A 14,578-nucleotide genomic window follows, 5' to 3' on the forward strand; every position below is an offset into this window, starting at 1 on the left:
GGGGGGACAAAGAGCGCCGTGGGGCAGCGCCGTCTTTCCGGATCGCGGACAACCGGAATGGCCGGGAGGCGGGACGCGCACGCGGGCGCGCCCCGCCTCCCGCACGGCCGCGGCCGTCGCCTCAGCTACTGAAGGCGGCGTCGAACGACGCCTCGGGCGGGTCGTAGTCGAACGCCTTGAGGCGGCGCAGCGCTTCGGGAGCGCCCGCGCGCCTGTCCATCCCCGCGTCCTCCCACTCGACGGAGACCGGGCCTGCGTAGCCGATCGCATGGAGCATCCGGAAGATGTCCTCCCACGCGATGTCCCCGTGCCCCGCCGAGACGAAGTCCCACCCGCGCCGCGGGTCGCCCCAGGGCAGGTGCGAACCCAGCCGCCCGTTGCGGCCGTCGAGCCGGGTGCGGGACTCCTTGCAGTCGACGTGGAGGATGCGGTCCCGGTAGTCCCAGAGGAACCCCGCCGGATCGAGGTCCTGCCAGACGAAGTGGCTCGGGTCGAAGTTGAGCCCGAACGCCGGGCGGTGGTCGACGGCCTCCAGCGCGCGGGCCGTCGTCCAGTAGTCGTACGCGATCTCGCTCGGATGCACCTCGTGCGCGAACCGCACCCCCTCGGCGTCGAAGACGTCGAGGATCGGGTTCCAGCGGTCGGCGAAGTCCTGGTATCCCCGGTCGATCATGCCGGGCGGCACCGGCGGGAACATCGCCACCAGGTGCCAGATCGACGACCCGGTGAACCCGACGACGGTGTCGACGCCGAGCTTCGCCGCGGCCCGCGCCGTGTCCTTGATCTCGGCGGCGGCGCGCTGCCGCACGCCCTCGGGGTCGCCGTCGCCCCAGATCCGCGGCGGCAGGATGTTCTCGTGGCGCTCGTCGATCGGGTTGTCGCAGACCGCCTGGCCGACGAGGTGGTACGAGATCGCCCAGCACTCGAGCCCGTACTTCTCCAGCAGCGCCTTGCGGCCCGCCACGTAGTCCGGCTCGGCCAGCGCCCTGTCGACCTCGAAGTGGTCGCCCCAGCAGGCGAGTTCGAGCCCGTCGTAGCCGAACTCGCTCGCCAGCCGGCAGACCTCCTCAAGCGGCAGGTCCGCCCACTGTCCTGTGAAGAGGGTGAACTTTCTTGGCACGGTGACCTCCTGACGGTGTACGGGAACGACCGCTAGCCGAGTGGTACGACCGGCGTGTGCACGCCGTTCTTCGCCGCGCTCTCCTCGACGGCCGCGAGGACGCGCTGCACCTGGAGCCCGTCCGCGAACGTGGGCGCGGGCTCGGTGCGGCCCGCGATGGCGCGGATCAGGTCGGCGGCCTGGTGGGTGAAGGTGTGCTCGTACCCGAGGCCGTGACCCGGCGGCCACCAGCCCTCCAGGTAGGGATGGTCCGCCTCGGTGACGAGGATGCGGCGGAACCCCGCCTCGCGCTCGGCGAGCGTGTTGTCGTGGAACTCCAGCTCGTTGAGGCGCTCCAGGTCGAAGCGGAGCGAGCCGAGCGTGCCGTTGAGCTCGACGATGAGCGCGTTCTTGCGGCCGGCCGCCACGCGGCTCACCTCGAACGAGGCGAGCGCTCCGGCCGCGGTGCGGCCGTGGAAGAGGGCGGTGTCGTCGACGGTGACGGTCCCGGTGCCGCCGTCCCCGTCGGGCAGCGGGCGCTCGGTGACGAACGTCTCCAACTGCCCGGATACCCAGGAGAGCGGCGACCCCGCGAGGAACTGCGCGAGGTCGACGGCGTGGGCGCCGAGGTCGCCGAGGGCACCGGAACCCGCGGTCTCCTTCCGCAGCCGCCACGCCATGGGTGCCCGCGGGTCGACGAGCCAGTCCTGGAGGTAGTGGGCGCGGACGTGCCGGATCTCCCCCAGCCGCCCCTCGGCGACGAGCTGCCGCGCGAACGCAGCCGCGGGGACGCGCCGGTAGTTGAACCCGACCATCGCCAACTGCCCGCGCTCCTTGGCCGCTTCGGCCGCCGCGACCATCGCCTCCGCCTCCCCGACGGAGTTGGCGAGCGGCTTCTCGCAGAGCACGTGCTTGCCGGCCGCCAGCGCCTCGACGGCGATCTCCGCATGGCTGTCGCCCGGGGTGCAGACGTCGACGAGCTGGACGTCGTCCCTGTTGATCAGCGCCCGCCACTCGGTCTCGGTGGCGGCCCAGCCGAGCCGGTCGGCCGCGGCGCGCACCGCCTGCGGGTCGCGCCCGCAGACGGCGGCCATCACCGGGTCGAGCGGGAGCCGGAAAGCCCGGCCGACCGTGCGCCACCCCTGGGAGTGCGCCTGGCCCATGAAGGCGTATCCGACCATGCCCACACCGAGTGGCGGTGGTGCGGAGTCTGGCTCGTCGGTCTCGTGCGGCATGGGGCTCCTCCCTGTCGGGCGTGTGTCGTTCGGTGTTGCTGCCGGGGTGCGCGGCGGTATCAGGTGAAGCCGATCGGCAGGTACTGGTCGACGTTCTCCTTGGTCACCACCGCGGAGTAGAGCGTGATCTGCGCGGGGATCTCGAACTCGGAGAGGCCGCCGATCCCCTTGCCCTGGCCGAGGGCGCGCGCGAGGTCGATCGCGGAGGCCGCCATCGTCGGCGGGTAGAGGACGGTCGCCTTGATGACGCCGTCGTCCTTCTTGATCGCCTCCATGACGCGCTTGGAGCCGGCGCCGCCGACCATCATGAACTCGTCGCGCCCGGCCTGCTTGATCGCCCGCTCGGCGCCGACGCCCTGGTCGTCGTCGTGGTTCCAGAGCGCGTCGAACTTGGATTCGGCGCGCAGGAGTTGGGACATCTTCGACTGTCCCGACTCGACGGTGAAGTCGGCCGCCTGGCGGGCCACCTTCTTGACGTTCGGGTAGTTCTTCAGCGCGTCGTCGAAGCCCGCGGTGCGCTGCTTGGTGAGCTCCAGGTTGTCGGGGCCCGACAGCTCCACGACGCGTGCGTTCTTCTTGTCCTTGAGCTGCTCGCCGATGTAGTGCCCGGCGTTGAGCCCCATCCCGTAGTTGTCGCCGCCGACCCAGCACCGGTACGCCTGCGGGGAGGAGAAGATGCGGTCGAGGTTGACGACGGGGATGCCGGCGCGCATCGCCTTGAGCCCGACCTGGGTGAGCGCCTTGCCGTCCGCGGGCAGCACCACGAGGACGTCGACCTTCTTGTTGATCAGCGTCTCGACCTGGCCGACCTGTGTGGCGTTGTCGTTGGAGCCCTCGGTCACCTCCATGGTGACGTCCTCGTAATTCTTGGCGCGGCTCTTCGCCTGGGTGTCGATCGCCTTCAGCCAGCCGTGGTCGGCCTGCGGTCCTGCGTAGCCGATGGTGACCTTCTTGCCCGGCTTGTCGTCGGCGATCTGCGCCTGCTCCGCGCCGGACGCCTTGTCGTCGTTGCTCTCGTTGCTCGTACAGCCGGTGGCGAGGAGCGCTGCCCCCGCCGCGGTGCCGAAGAGGAGGTTGCGGCGGCTGGTTCTGGCGAGCGGTGTCGGTTTCTCTGCACTCATTGGGAGTTACGCCCCTTCTGTACCAGGACTGCGGCGACGATGATGGCGCCCTTGGCGATCTGCTGAACGTCGGTCTGGAGGTTGTTGAGCGCGAACAGGTTGGTGATCGTGGTGAAGACGAGCACCCCGAGGACCGAGCCGAGGATGCTGCCGCGCCCGCCGCTGAGCAGCGTGCCGCCGATGATCGCGGCGGCGATGGCGTCGAGTTCGTAGAGGTTGCCGTTGGTGCTCTGGCCCGAGCCCGTCAGCACGACGAGCATGAAGGCGGCGATGCCGCAGCAGAGCCCGGAGAGGAGGTAGAGCAGCAGCCGCTGCCGCTTGACGGCGATGCCGGCGAGCCGGGACGCCTCCGGGTTGCCGCCCGTGGCGACGGTGCGGCGGCCGAAGGTGGTGCGGTTGAGGACGAGCCAGCCGAGCACGGCCACCGCGACGAAGATGAGCACCAGCGGCGGCACGCCCAGCACGTACGACTCGGGCACGCCGAGCTCGAGGACGGCGTCGACCGTCACCACCTGCGTCTCGCCGCCGCTGATCTGGAGCGCGAGGCCGCGCGCCGAAGCCATCATCGCGAGCGTCGCGATGAAGGGGACCATCGGCCCGTACGCGATCAGCAGTCCGTTGACGAGCCCCGCACCGAGCCCGACGAGCACGGAGCAGAGCAGCATCCCGCCGAGCCCGAGGTCCTGCGTGGCGACGGTCGTCGCCCAGACCGACGCGAGCGCCACCATGGAGCCGACCGACAGGTCGATGCCGCCCCCGATGATCACGAACGTCACGCCGACGGTGACGACGCCGACCACCGACGCCTGGGTGAGGATGAGTTGCAGGTTGTCCCCGGTGAGGAAGTCGTCGGGCTTGGTGAAGGCGCCGATCGCGGCGAGCACCAACAGGACGCCGACGAGCGAGAGTTGGCGCCCGTCGAGCCGGCTGCCCGCGAGCAGGCCCCGCAGTCCCGAGCCCGTGCCCGCAGGCGGGGGCACGGGCTTTCCGGGGTCGACGGGCGGGTCGGCCTGCCGGCCCTCGGCCGAGGCGCCCTTGGGAGAGTTCAGCACGAGGGGCTCCCTTCCATGACGAGGTCGAGCACCCGGTGCTCGTCGAGCTCCCGGGCGGGGGCGGTGTGTACGACGCGGCCCTCGCGCAGCACCAGCACGCGGTCGGCGAGGCCGAGGACTTCGGGCACTTCGCTGGAGACGAGCAGTACGCAGACCCCCGAGTCGGCGAGCCGCCGGATCACGGCGTAGAGCTCGGAGCGGGCGCCGACATCGACGCCGCGGGTCGGCTCGTCGAGGAGGAGGACCCGGCACTCCCGCAGCAGCCACCGGGCGAGTACGGCCTTCTGCTGGTTGCCGCCGGAGAAGGTGCGCACGGGCCGGTCGGGGCGGTCGGGGCTGAGCGCGAGGTCGGAGGTGTGGCGGTGCGCGGCGGCCCGTTCCTTCGCACGGTCGAGCCAACCGCCGCGGGAGAACCTCGGCAGGGAGGAGACCGAGACGTTCCTCGTCACCGACTCCAGCATCAGCAGCGCCTGCGACTTGCGCTCCTCGGGCGCGAGCCCGATCCCCGCCCGTACGGCTGCGGTGATCCGCCCCGCCGGCAGCTCCCGCCCGTCGACGAGGATGCGCCCCGCGGTGGGCTTGCGGGCGCCGTAGAGCGTCTCAAGGATCTCCGAGCGCCCGGAGCCGACGAGTCCGGCGAGGCCGACGATCTCGCCGGGACGCAGCTCCAGGTCGAGCGGCGCGAACTCGCCCTCCCTCGCGAGCCCTTCGGCGCGGAGCACCGGGTCGGCGCGGGCCGGCTCGGCGGGCCGCTCGGGGAAGGCGTACTCGACGTCGCGGCCCGTCATCAGGGAGACGAGACACTCGGTCGGCGTCTCCGCCGCCGGGAGGTCGCGCGCGGCGACCCGGCCGTCCTTGAGCACGGAGACGCGGTCCCCGATGCGCCGGATCTCCTCCAGGCGGTGCGAGATGTAGACGACCGCGACGCCCTCCGCCGTGAGTCCTGCGACGATCCGGAAGAGGTTGTCGACCTCATCGGGATCGAGCGCGGCCGACGGCTCGTCCATCACGATGAGGCGGACGTCGTGCGACAGGGCGCGGGCCATGGAGACGACCTGCGCGCCGGCCGCCGAGAGCGCGCCGACGAGCGTGTTCGGGTCGATCTCCGGGTGCCCGAGCCTGGCGAGGAGCGCTGCGGTACGCGAGCGGGCCGCGCGGGGCCTGACGAATCCGCGGCTCGCCACCTCGTGGCCGAGGAAGACGTTCTCGGCGACGGAGAGGTGCTCGACCAGGTCCAACTCCTGGTAGATCGTGGCGATTCCGAGCCGCATCGCGGCGACGGGCGCGTCGAGCGCGACGGGCTCGCCCTGCCAGCGGATCTCGCCCTCGTCCGGCCGGTGGGCGCCGGCGAGCACCTTGATCAGCGTCGACTTCCCCGCGCCGTTCTGGCCGAGCAGGCAGTGCACCTCGCCCGCCTCCACGTCGAGTTCGACGCCGTCGAGGGCGCGCACACCGGGGAAGGACTTGGTGATTCCTGACATGGTGAGGAGTGGTGCCATGGCGGGCCTTCCGTGCGTACGGGCGGGATCGGTGCCTGGGTCGCGCGGGTTGCGGTGGTGGGCGGTGCGGCGGACTCGGGTCCGTCGCCGTGCGACTGGTCTCGCGCGTCGGCGGTGGCCGACGGCGCGGCTGTCCTGAGCGGTCGCGCGTCGGCGGACCGGTCGCGGTGGGCGGCTGGTGTCGGCTCGGTGCGGTCTCGGGCCGCCGCGGCGCCGGGAGCGTCCACTCCGGGGCCGGGGTCGGCGTACGGACTTCCTTGCTGCGGTGCGGTGTTGCGCCAGGGACGTGCCTGCGGTGCGGGTGGTGCGGACCGTGCGGGTGGTGCCGTGGTGCCTGTGGTGCGCTCGCCGGTCAGGCCGGCGAGAAGAGGTGGTCGCTGGTGAGCCTGGCGGCCCCCGTCACTCCTGCGAGCTGTCCCAACTCGCCCAGCACGATGGGGAGGTTGCCGGTGGCGAGCGGCAGCGACTGGCGGTAGACCTGCGAGCGGATGCTGGCGAGGAGGGTGTGCCCGAGCCCCGTCACCCCACCGCCGATCACGACGAGACCGGGGTTGAAGAAGCTGACGAGCCCGGCGATCACCTGGCCGACCCGGGCTCCCCCGGAGCGGATCAGGTCGAGCGAGGTGCCGTCGCCCGCGGAGGCGGCTGCGGCGATGTCGACGGCGGTGAGGCTGCCCGCGCCGGCGAGGCGGCCCGCGAGCTCCTCCGAGCGCCCCTCCTTCGCCGCCAGCTCGGCGTCCCTCGCGAGCGCGGAACCCCCGAAGTACGCCTCCAGGCAGCCGCGGTTGCCGCAGGCGCACGGGCGCCCTTCGGGCTCCACCTGGATGTGCCCGATGTCGCCCGCGCTCCCCGTGGTGCCGCGGTGCACGTCGCCGCCTGCGACGATGCCGCACCCGATACCGGTGCCGATCTTGACGCAGAAGAAGTCCTGCACGGAGCGCGCGACCCCGGCGTGCATCTCCCCCATCGCCATGAGGTTGACGTCGTTGTCGACCATCACGGGGCAGCCGAGCTCCTGGCTGAGCACCTCGCGCACGGGGAAGCCGTCCCAACCCGGCATGATCGGCGGCGCCACGGGGACGCCCTCGGGGAACCGGACGGGCCCCGGCACCCCGACGCCCGCGCCGTCGAGCCCGTCGGCCACGCCGGATTCGCGGAGCTTGCCGACCATCGCGAGCACCTGGCCGAAGACGGAGACCGGGCCCGCGCGCACGTCCATCGGGTGGTTGAGGTGGCCGAGGATCTCCATCTCGGCGTTGGTGACGGCGACGTCGACCGACGTGGCGCCGATGTCGACGCCGAGGAAGCGGAGTTCGGGCGCGAGCCTGATGTTGTGCGAGCGGCGCCCGCCGCGCGAGGCCGCGAGGCCGTCAGCGACGACGAGGCCGGTCTCCAGCAGGCGGTCGACCTCGACGGCGAGCTTGGAGCGGGACAGCTCCACGCGGTCGCCGAGCTCCGCGCGGGAGCTCGGCCCGCCGTCGCGCAGCAGACGCAGCAGACGCGCCTGGTGCACGTTCGCGGGCCGGGCCGTCATCCGCCTCACCGCTCCTCCTCTTGGGCTCACGTGGCGACGCGCAGCCGGCCACGCGCCGCCGAATTCCCGGCTGCGGGTGGGCCGTTGCCGGCGTCGACCGGATTGCTCAGGGAACGTAGCAGCGACGCCCACAGTTGGGAAGAAGTTCTGCGCGAATCGCAATAACTTCTTCCCGGTTGAGGACAAAGCAGGGACGCAACGCTCCCGCCCGGAGCCTGCCGGACGCCAACGTCCGCGCGCGCCGGGCAAGTTGACGCAAACCACGGAACCCCTGCCCGAACCCCGTGCAGGCACCTCGGTCGCGGTCTTGCGATGACGGAGAATGGAGCGCACGGGCGGCGGGACCCCGGCGCCCTTCGACCACGGCAGCGGGAGCGGCGGCATGGGAAGGGTCACCGAGCGCAGGAAGGTGCTGCGGATCAGGGAGGGCGCGGTGAGCGAGCGCCCCGACACCCTCGCGGGCGAGGAGCCGCTGGAGATCCGGCTGGGCGGCAGGCCGCTCGCCGTCACCATGCGCACCCCGGGCGACGACTTCGCGCTCGCCGCCGGCTTCCTGGTGAGCGAAGGCGTTCTCGGCCGCGCGTCGGAGCTGGTGCGGATCGCCTACTGCGCGGGCGCGCTCGTCGACGGACAGAACACCTACAACACCCTCGACGTGCGCCTCGCCGAAGGCGTCGCGGTGCCCGAACTCACCCTGGAGCGCAACGTCTACACCACCTCCTCGTGCGGCGTCTGCGGCAAGGCGAGCCTCGACGCCGTCCGCACCACGGCGCGTTGGGAGCCGGAGGCACCGGAGGCGCCCCGCCTAGACGTCGAGGTGCTGCCGCTGCTGCCCGAGCGGCTCCGCGCCGCGCAGCGCGTCTTCGACCGCACCGGCGGCCTCCACGCCGCCGGGCTCTTCACCAGCGAAGGCGAACTCCTCGACGTCCGGGAGGACGTGGGCCGCCACAACGCCGTCGACAAGCTCGTCGGCGCCGCGCTCCAGCGCGACCTGCTGCCGCTGCGCGACTCCGTGCTGATGGTCTCCGGGCGGGCCAGCTTCGAGCTGGTGCAGAAGGCGGTGATGGCCGGCATCCCGGCGCTCGCCGCCGTCTCCGCGCCCTCCTCGCTCGCCGTCGACCTCGCCGCGGAGACGGGCACGACGCTCGTCGGCTTCCTCCGCGGGCGCTCGATGAACGTCTACGCGGGCGCGGAACGCATCGCGCTACCCGCGCACGCCCCCACCGGCTGAGGCCGGCTGCCCGCCGGCCGGCGCGTGGGCGACCTCGGGCTCCTCGGCCGGCGCGGCACGTCCCCAACGCCGGGCGAGGAATGCGCAGACGACGAGCTGCATCTGGTGGAAGAGCATCAGCGGCAGCACCGCGAGCGCCGCGCCGCTGCCGAAGAGGACGCTCGCCATCGGCAGTCCCGCGGCGAGCGACTTCTTGGAGCCGGCGAAGGTGAGCGCGACCCGGTCCTGCCGCACGAAACGAAGCCGCTTCGAGCCGTACCAGGTGAGCAGCAGCATCACCGCGAGCAGCACGGCCTCGACGGCGAGGAGCGCACCGAGCCGCAGCGGCGTGACAGCGCCCCAGACCCCCTCGGCCATGCCTTCGCTGAACGCCGTGTAGACCACCAGCAGGATCGCACCGCGGTCGACGGTCGAGGTGATCCTGCGGCGCCGGGTCAGGAAGCCGCCGATCCAGCGGCGGAGCAACTGCCCCGCGAGGAACGGCGCGAGGAGCTGGCAGCCGATCTCCACGAGCGCGGTCGCCGACAGCCCCGCGTAGCCGCCGATGAGCCAGGCCGCGAGGAGCGGCGTCGCCACGACGCCGAAGAGGCTGGAGTACGTACCGGCGCAGATCGCCGCCGGGACGTTGCCGCGCGCGATCGAGGTGAAGGCGATCGAGGACTGGATCGTCGAGGGGACGAGGCAGCAGAAGAGCAGCCCCGTCTGGAGCTCCGGCGTGAGGACGTGCGGAACGAGCCCGGCGGAGGCGAGGCCGAGGAGCGGGAAGAGCGCGAACGTGCAGAGCAGCACGGCGAGATGGAGCCGCCAGTGGCGGAGCCCGTCGACAGCCTCCTTCGTCGAGAGGCGGGCGCCGTAGAGGAAGAAGATGAGGCCGACGGCGATCTTGGTGGCCCAGGAGAAGCCGTCCGCCACCCCACCCTGGGCGGGGAGGAGGACGGCGACGAGGACCGTGCCGAAGAGCAGCAGGATGAAGGGGTCTACGAGACCGGCCAGGCGGCGCATGTGCTCCCTCGTCGCGGTCGGGCGGCCGGGGGGCGACCGACCGCGCCCGAACGCCGGGCGGCCGACGCCGGCAATGCCGCTCTGCGGAACTGTACTTCCGCACCTTCCCCCTTCGGTCGACGCGGCGCAAGCTCGCAAAGGTTCCGTGCAGATTACCGGCGGGCCTGGCAACGACTGTGCGTCCAACCCGTCGTAACCGCTCCAATTGCGAGACTGACCAGGGAAGATCGCTCCCCCGACCGGCTGCGGATCGGTTACGGTCGCTCGCGCCGGGTCCGCAGCCGAGGGCTGTACGCCCGGCTTCGGAGGCACGTCGAGGAGCAGAGCCATTGCAGGAGTTCACCGTCCCGGCCGTGTCGACGACACCCCACGCCGGGGGCCTCGCCGACACCGTCTTCGAGCACGCCGAGCGCGAGAGCGGCCGGGTGGCACTCGCGCGCAAGGACGCGAGCGGCGGATGGCAGGACGTGACCGCGGGCGAGTTCAGGGACGAGGTCCTCGCGCTCGCCAAGGGGCTGCTCAGCGAGGGGGTGCGGTTCGGCGACCGCGTCGCGATCATGTCCCGCACCCGTTACGAGTGGACGCTCTTCGACTACGCGCTTTGGTCGATCGGCGCCCAACCCGTGCCCGTCTACCCGACGTCCTCGGCGGAGCAGGTGCGCTGGATCATGCACGACGCCGAGGTCTCGGCCGCCGTCGTCGAGCACGAGGACCACGCGATGACGGTCGGCTCGGTGATCGGCTCCCTGCCGAAGCTCTCCCGGCTCTGGCAGCTCAACTCCGGTGCCGTCGCCGAACTCCGCGAGCGCGGTGCAGGACTCGACGACGAGGTCGTCAACCGCCACCGCCTCGCCCTCACCCCCGACTCGGTCGCCACCGTCATCTACACCTCGGGCACGACGGGCCGCCCCAAGGGCTGCCTCCTCACCCACGCCAACTTCATGTCCGAGGCCGACAGCGTGCTCGACGGCTACGGCGAGGTCTTCGCCAAGCCGGGCGAGCAGCCCTCGCTGCTGCTCTTCCTCCCGCTCGCGCACGTCTTCGGGCGCATGGTGGAGGTCGCCGCGCTCCGCGGCCGGGTCGTCCTCGGCCACCAGCCCAGCATGACCGCCGACGCGCTCCTCCCCGATCTCGCCTCCTTCCGGCCGACGTTCATCCAGGCGGTGCCCCACCTCTTCGAGAAGATCTACCGCGCTGCGCGGAACAAGGCGGAGTCCGAGGGAAGGCTCGCCCCCTTCGAGAAGGCCGAGGACGTCGCGGTGCGGTACGCGGAGGCCGTGGAACAGCGGTCGTTCGGCACCGGGCCGGGGCCCGGCACGTCCCTGCGGATGCAGCACCAGCTCTTCGACAAGCTCGTCTACGGGAAGCTCAGGGCGGCGATGGGCGGCCGGTGCCGCAGCGCCATGTCCGGCGGTTCGGGGATGGAGCGCCGGCTCGGACTCTTCTTCCACGGCGCGGGGCTGCCGATCTACGAGGGGTACGGCCTCACGGAGACCACCGCGGCGGCGACCGCCAACCCGCCGGGGCGCATCCGCTTCGGCACCGTCGGCACCCCGCTGCCCGGCACCTCCGTCTCGGTCGCCTCCGACGGCGAGGTGTGGCTCCGCGGCGGCCACATCTTCTCCGGCTACCTCCACCACTACCAGGCGACCGGAATCGCCCTGTACGACGGCTGGTTCGCCACCGGCGACCTCGGCTCGCTCGACGAGGACGGCTATCTCACCCTCACGGGCCGCAAGAAGGAGATCCTCGTGACCGCGGGCGGAAAGAGCCTCTCCCCCGCGTCGCTGGAGGAGCGGGTACGGGCGAGCCCGCTCGTCGCCCACTGCCTCGTCGTCGGCAACGACCGGCCCTACGTCGCCGCGCTGATCACCCTCGACCGGGACGCGGTCGCGCACTGGCTGTCGATGCGCGGCAAACCGGAGCTCGGCCCGGCCGAACTCGTCCGCGACGCGGACTTGGAGCGAGAGATCCGCCGGGCCGTCGTCGCCGCCAACACGCACGTCTCCAAGGCGGAGTCGATCCGCACCTTCCGTGTCCTCGCCGGGCAGTTCACCGAGGACGAGGGCCTTCTCACACCGTCGCTGAAGCTGCGGCGAAGGGCGATCGAGGAGCGCTACGCCGACGAGATCGCGGGCCTGTACCGGTGAGCCGGGCGCCGACGAGGGCGCGTTGGGAATGCACCGGCGTGCTTGATCGTTGACGATGACGAGCAAGACTGTCGATTCGCACGTGAGGACCTGAGGCGTGAGCAACGTTCCCACCATTACCCTCAACAACGGCGTCGAGATGCCGCAGCTCGGCTTCGGCGTCTGGCAGGTCGCCGACGACGAGGCGGAGCGCGCGGTGGGCAGGGCTCTCGAGGCCGGCTACCGCAGCATCGACACGGCCGCCGCCTACGAGAACGAGTCCGGAACGGGGCGGGCGCTCGCCGCCTCCGGCATCCCGCGCGACGAGCTCTTCGTCACCACCAAGCTCTGGAACGCCGACCAGGGGTACGACACGGCCCTCCGCGCCTTCGACGCCTCGCTGGAGAAGCTCGGCCTCGACCACGTCGACCTCTACCTCATCCACTGGCCGATGCCGGGGGTCGACAAGTACCTAGACACCTGGCGGGCCCTGGAGCGCCTCCTCGCCGAGGGACGCGCGAGGGCGATCGGTGTCTCCAACTTCCAGCCGGCGCACCTCAAGCGCGTGATCGACCTGGGCGGCACCGTCCCCGCCGTCAACCAGATCGAGCTCCACCCGCAGCTCGCGCAGTCGCTGCCGCGCGCCTTCCACACCGACCACCACATCGCGACGGAGGCGTGGTCACCGCTGGGCCAGGGCAAGGGGCTGCTCGACGAGCCGACGCTCACCGAGACCGCGGAGAAGCACGGCAAGACGGTGGCGCAGGTCGTCCTCCGCTGGCATCTCCAGCTCGGCAACATCGCCATCCCGAAGTCGGTGACGCCCTCCCGCATCGTGGAGAACTTCGACATCTTCGACTTCGAGCTGGACCGGGCCGACCTCGACGCGATCGCCCGCCTCAACACCGACACACGCCTGGGCCCCGACCCGGACACCAACAACTTCGTCGGCTGAACCGCCGGGCGTCCAGCTCCCGTCGACGGAGTACGACGAACCCCTCGTCCCGCTGGACGAGGGGTTCGTCCGCTCTCGGGCCCGTTGCCCGCAACCATCGGGAAGCATAAATTCCGGGTATGGAGCTGGAGTTGCGTCACCTCAGGCTAGTTCATGCAATAGCGGACGCCGGCAGCCTCACCCGAGCGGCCACCTCACTCGGCCTCGCCCAGTCCGCCCTCAGCGGTCAGCTCAAACGTATCGAACGCACCCTCGGCGGCCCGCTCTTCGACCGCGGCCGCACGGGCGCGAGGCCCACCCCGCTCGGCCAGTTCGTCCTCGACCGCTCGCGGGTCCTGCTGCCCGCCGTCCACCGGCTCCAGGACGACGCGGCCCGCTTCACCGCCAGCTTCGACACCGCGCCACGGTTCCGGATCGGCGCGACGCACGGTCCGCTCCTCGGCGGCCTCGTCGACCGCCTCGCCGCCGCCCGCCCGCACACCCCGCTGAGCACGCGCACCTCGTGGTCGGTGACGGAGCTGAGCGCGATGGCGGCCACGGGGCGCCTCGACTACGTCCTCGTCGGCGTCTGCGGGGACAGCCCTCCCCCGGCCGGCGACGGCCTCGCCTGGCGCGAGATCGGCGAGGACCCCGTCTTCGCGATGGTCCCCGAGACCCATCCGCTCGCTGCCGAGCGGGAGTTGGAGCTCGGCACGCTCGCCGGCGAGTGGTGGGTCTGCGCACCGGGCGACGGTTGCTTCGCCGACTGCTTCGCCGCCGCCTGCGCACGCGCCGGGTTCACACCGGCCGCGCTCCACGAGGCCGACGTCGTCTCGTGCACGCACCTCGTCCGCGTCGGCCGCGCCGTCGGGCTGTGCCGGGCGACGTTCGCGCCGACGCCTGGCGTCGTCACCGTCCCCCTCGCGGGCAACCCGCTCCGCTGGCGCCACCTCCTCGGCTGGCACCCCGAGTCCGCCGCCGCCGACGCCGCCCCCTCGGTGACGTACCAGGCACGGCGGGCGCACCGGGAGGCCGCCGCGCGCAATCCGGCGTACGTCAGATGGCTCGCCGAGCGAAGACACGGCGCGCGTGGGACCGGCCTCGACGCCGCGGCAGGCTGACTCAGCGCGTGTACCGGGCGAGCCCGGAGGTCTCCAGTTCGCCGCCCAACTCCGCGGGGAGCGGCACCGATTCGCCGTACTTGCCGTGCTCGACGCCGCGGTACTCGGAGCCCGGCCGGTCGGGGCGGCCGAAGAGCGACCAGGTGCCGGTGCGGGGATCGACCCGGAGGAGGATCCGGACACCGGCCGCCGCGTACCAGGCGGTCTTCTCGTTGATCCCCTTCAGGCGCTCGCTCGGGGAGACCACCTCGACGGCCAACTGCACCTCCTCGGACTCCAGTAGCCAATCGTCCATGTCCTTGAAGGCCCTCGGGCCCACGGTGAGGTCCGGGGTGGCGTAGTCGTCGTCGTTCCCTGCCATGGGAAGGGAGATGTTTTCGAAGGCTTCGTATTCTCCCGGCAGATGGGGACGAACGGCGTCCCTCAGGTCGATGACGATCCCGACATGCTCGCCCGTCCGGCTCGGAGACATCGACAGGCTTCCTCCGACGATCTCGACACGCATGCCGGTGGCCTCCTCGATCTGCTCGGCAGCCTCACGCAGACGACCGGGGCGTACGGGGATCGAGTGGTACGCCGGACTCGTCATGTCTCCTCCTCGCCGACGTGCTGCCGAGACCA

General features: G+C 71.9%; 12 protein-coding genes. 4 read left to right on the forward strand and 8 right to left on the reverse strand.

All coding sequences use genetic code 11. The features are described 5' to 3' along the window. Window positions 1-121: 121 nt before the first annotated feature. From F603_RS0115115 to F603_RS0115140, 6 genes are all read right to left on the reverse strand, one after another. Entirely contained in the window at window positions 122-1,120 is a 999-nt protein-coding gene (locus F603_RS0115115; protein ID WP_019546850.1) for a sugar phosphate isomerase/epimerase family protein, read from the reverse strand. A 32-nt stretch (window positions 1,121-1,152) separates the two neighbouring features. After that, on the reverse strand, window positions 1,153-2,334 hold the full coding sequence (locus F603_RS0115120; RefSeq protein ID WP_019546851.1) for a Gfo/Idh/MocA family protein: 1,182 nt from the start codon (window positions 2,332-2,334) through the stop codon (window positions 1,153-1,155). A 59-nt stretch (window positions 2,335-2,393) separates the two neighbouring features. Further along, window positions 2,394-3,455, reverse strand: coding sequence for a substrate-binding domain-containing protein (locus tag F603_RS0115125; protein WP_019546852.1), 1,062 nt, complete (start codon window positions 3,453-3,455; stop codon window positions 2,394-2,396). After that, window positions 3,452-4,435: an ABC transporter permease gene (locus F603_RS0115130; protein ID WP_245600789.1), complete on the reverse strand. Its 984-nt coding sequence runs from the start codon at window positions 4,433-4,435 to the stop codon at window positions 3,452-3,454. The genes F603_RS0115125 and F603_RS0115130 overlap by 4 nt, the downstream gene beginning before the upstream one ends. 65 nt (window positions 4,436-4,500) lie before the next feature. Continuing rightward, window positions 4,501-6,006: a sugar ABC transporter ATP-binding protein gene (locus tag F603_RS0115135; protein ID WP_019546854.1), complete on the reverse strand. Its 1,506-nt coding sequence runs from the start codon at window positions 6,004-6,006 to the stop codon at window positions 4,501-4,503. Window positions 6,007-6,358: 352 nt separating this feature from the next. Next, complete coding sequence (locus tag F603_RS0115140; RefSeq protein WP_019546855.1) at window positions 6,359-7,540, reverse strand: ROK family transcriptional regulator; 1,182 nt, start codon at window positions 7,538-7,540, stop codon at window positions 6,359-6,361. A 382-nt stretch (window positions 7,541-7,922) separates the two neighbouring features. On the opposite strand from F603_RS0115140, the gene fdhD reads away from it, so the two are divergent. Continuing rightward, the gene (gene fdhD / locus F603_RS0115145) at window positions 7,923-8,771 is read left to right on the forward strand and encodes a formate dehydrogenase accessory sulfurtransferase FdhD (RefSeq protein WP_026328435.1); all 849 of its coding nucleotides are present in this window, start codon (window positions 7,923-7,925) and stop codon (window positions 8,769-8,771) included. Here fdhD and F603_RS0115150 read toward each other — a convergent pair. Continuing rightward, window positions 8,745-9,773: a bile acid:sodium symporter family protein gene (locus F603_RS0115150; RefSeq protein WP_019546857.1), complete on the reverse strand. Its 1,029-nt coding sequence runs from the start codon at window positions 9,771-9,773 to the stop codon at window positions 8,745-8,747. The two genes, fdhD and F603_RS0115150, sit on opposite strands and share 27 nt — an antisense overlap. Window positions 9,774-10,102: 329 nt before the next feature. Between F603_RS0115150 and F603_RS0115155 the strand changes: the two genes are divergently transcribed. The 3 genes from F603_RS0115155 (at window position 10,103) to F603_RS0115165 (ending at window position 13,957) form a co-directional block, all read left to right on the forward strand. Then, entirely contained in the window at window positions 10,103-11,923 is a 1,821-nt protein-coding gene (locus tag F603_RS0115155) for an AMP-dependent synthetase/ligase (protein ID WP_019546858.1), read from the forward strand. A 97-nt stretch (window positions 11,924-12,020) separates the two neighbouring features. Then, complete coding sequence (locus tag F603_RS0115160; protein ID WP_019546859.1) at window positions 12,021-12,857, forward strand: aldo/keto reductase; 837 nt, start codon at window positions 12,021-12,023, stop codon at window positions 12,855-12,857. Between the two features lie 119 nt (window positions 12,858-12,976). Continuing rightward, window positions 12,977-13,957 carry a LysR family transcriptional regulator gene (locus tag F603_RS0115165; RefSeq protein WP_019546860.1) on the forward strand — a complete coding sequence of 327 codons (981 nt, stop codon included), beginning with the start codon at window positions 12,977-12,979 and terminating at the stop codon, window positions 13,955-13,957. A gap of 1 nt (window position 13,958) precedes the next feature. Here the strand turns inward: F603_RS0115165 and F603_RS0115170 are convergent, their stop codons facing one another. Further along, a complete protein-coding gene (locus tag F603_RS0115170) occupies window positions 13,959-14,546 on the reverse strand; it encodes a Uma2 family endonuclease (RefSeq protein ID WP_019546861.1) in 588 nt (195 codons plus the stop codon). Between the last annotated feature and the right edge of the window lie 32 nt (window positions 14,547-14,578).

The sequence above is a fragment of the Streptomyces sulphureus DSM 40104 genome (genome assembly GCF_000381025.1).
GTDB lineage: Bacteria > Actinomycetota > Actinomycetes > Streptomycetales > Streptomycetaceae > Streptomyces > Streptomyces sulphureus.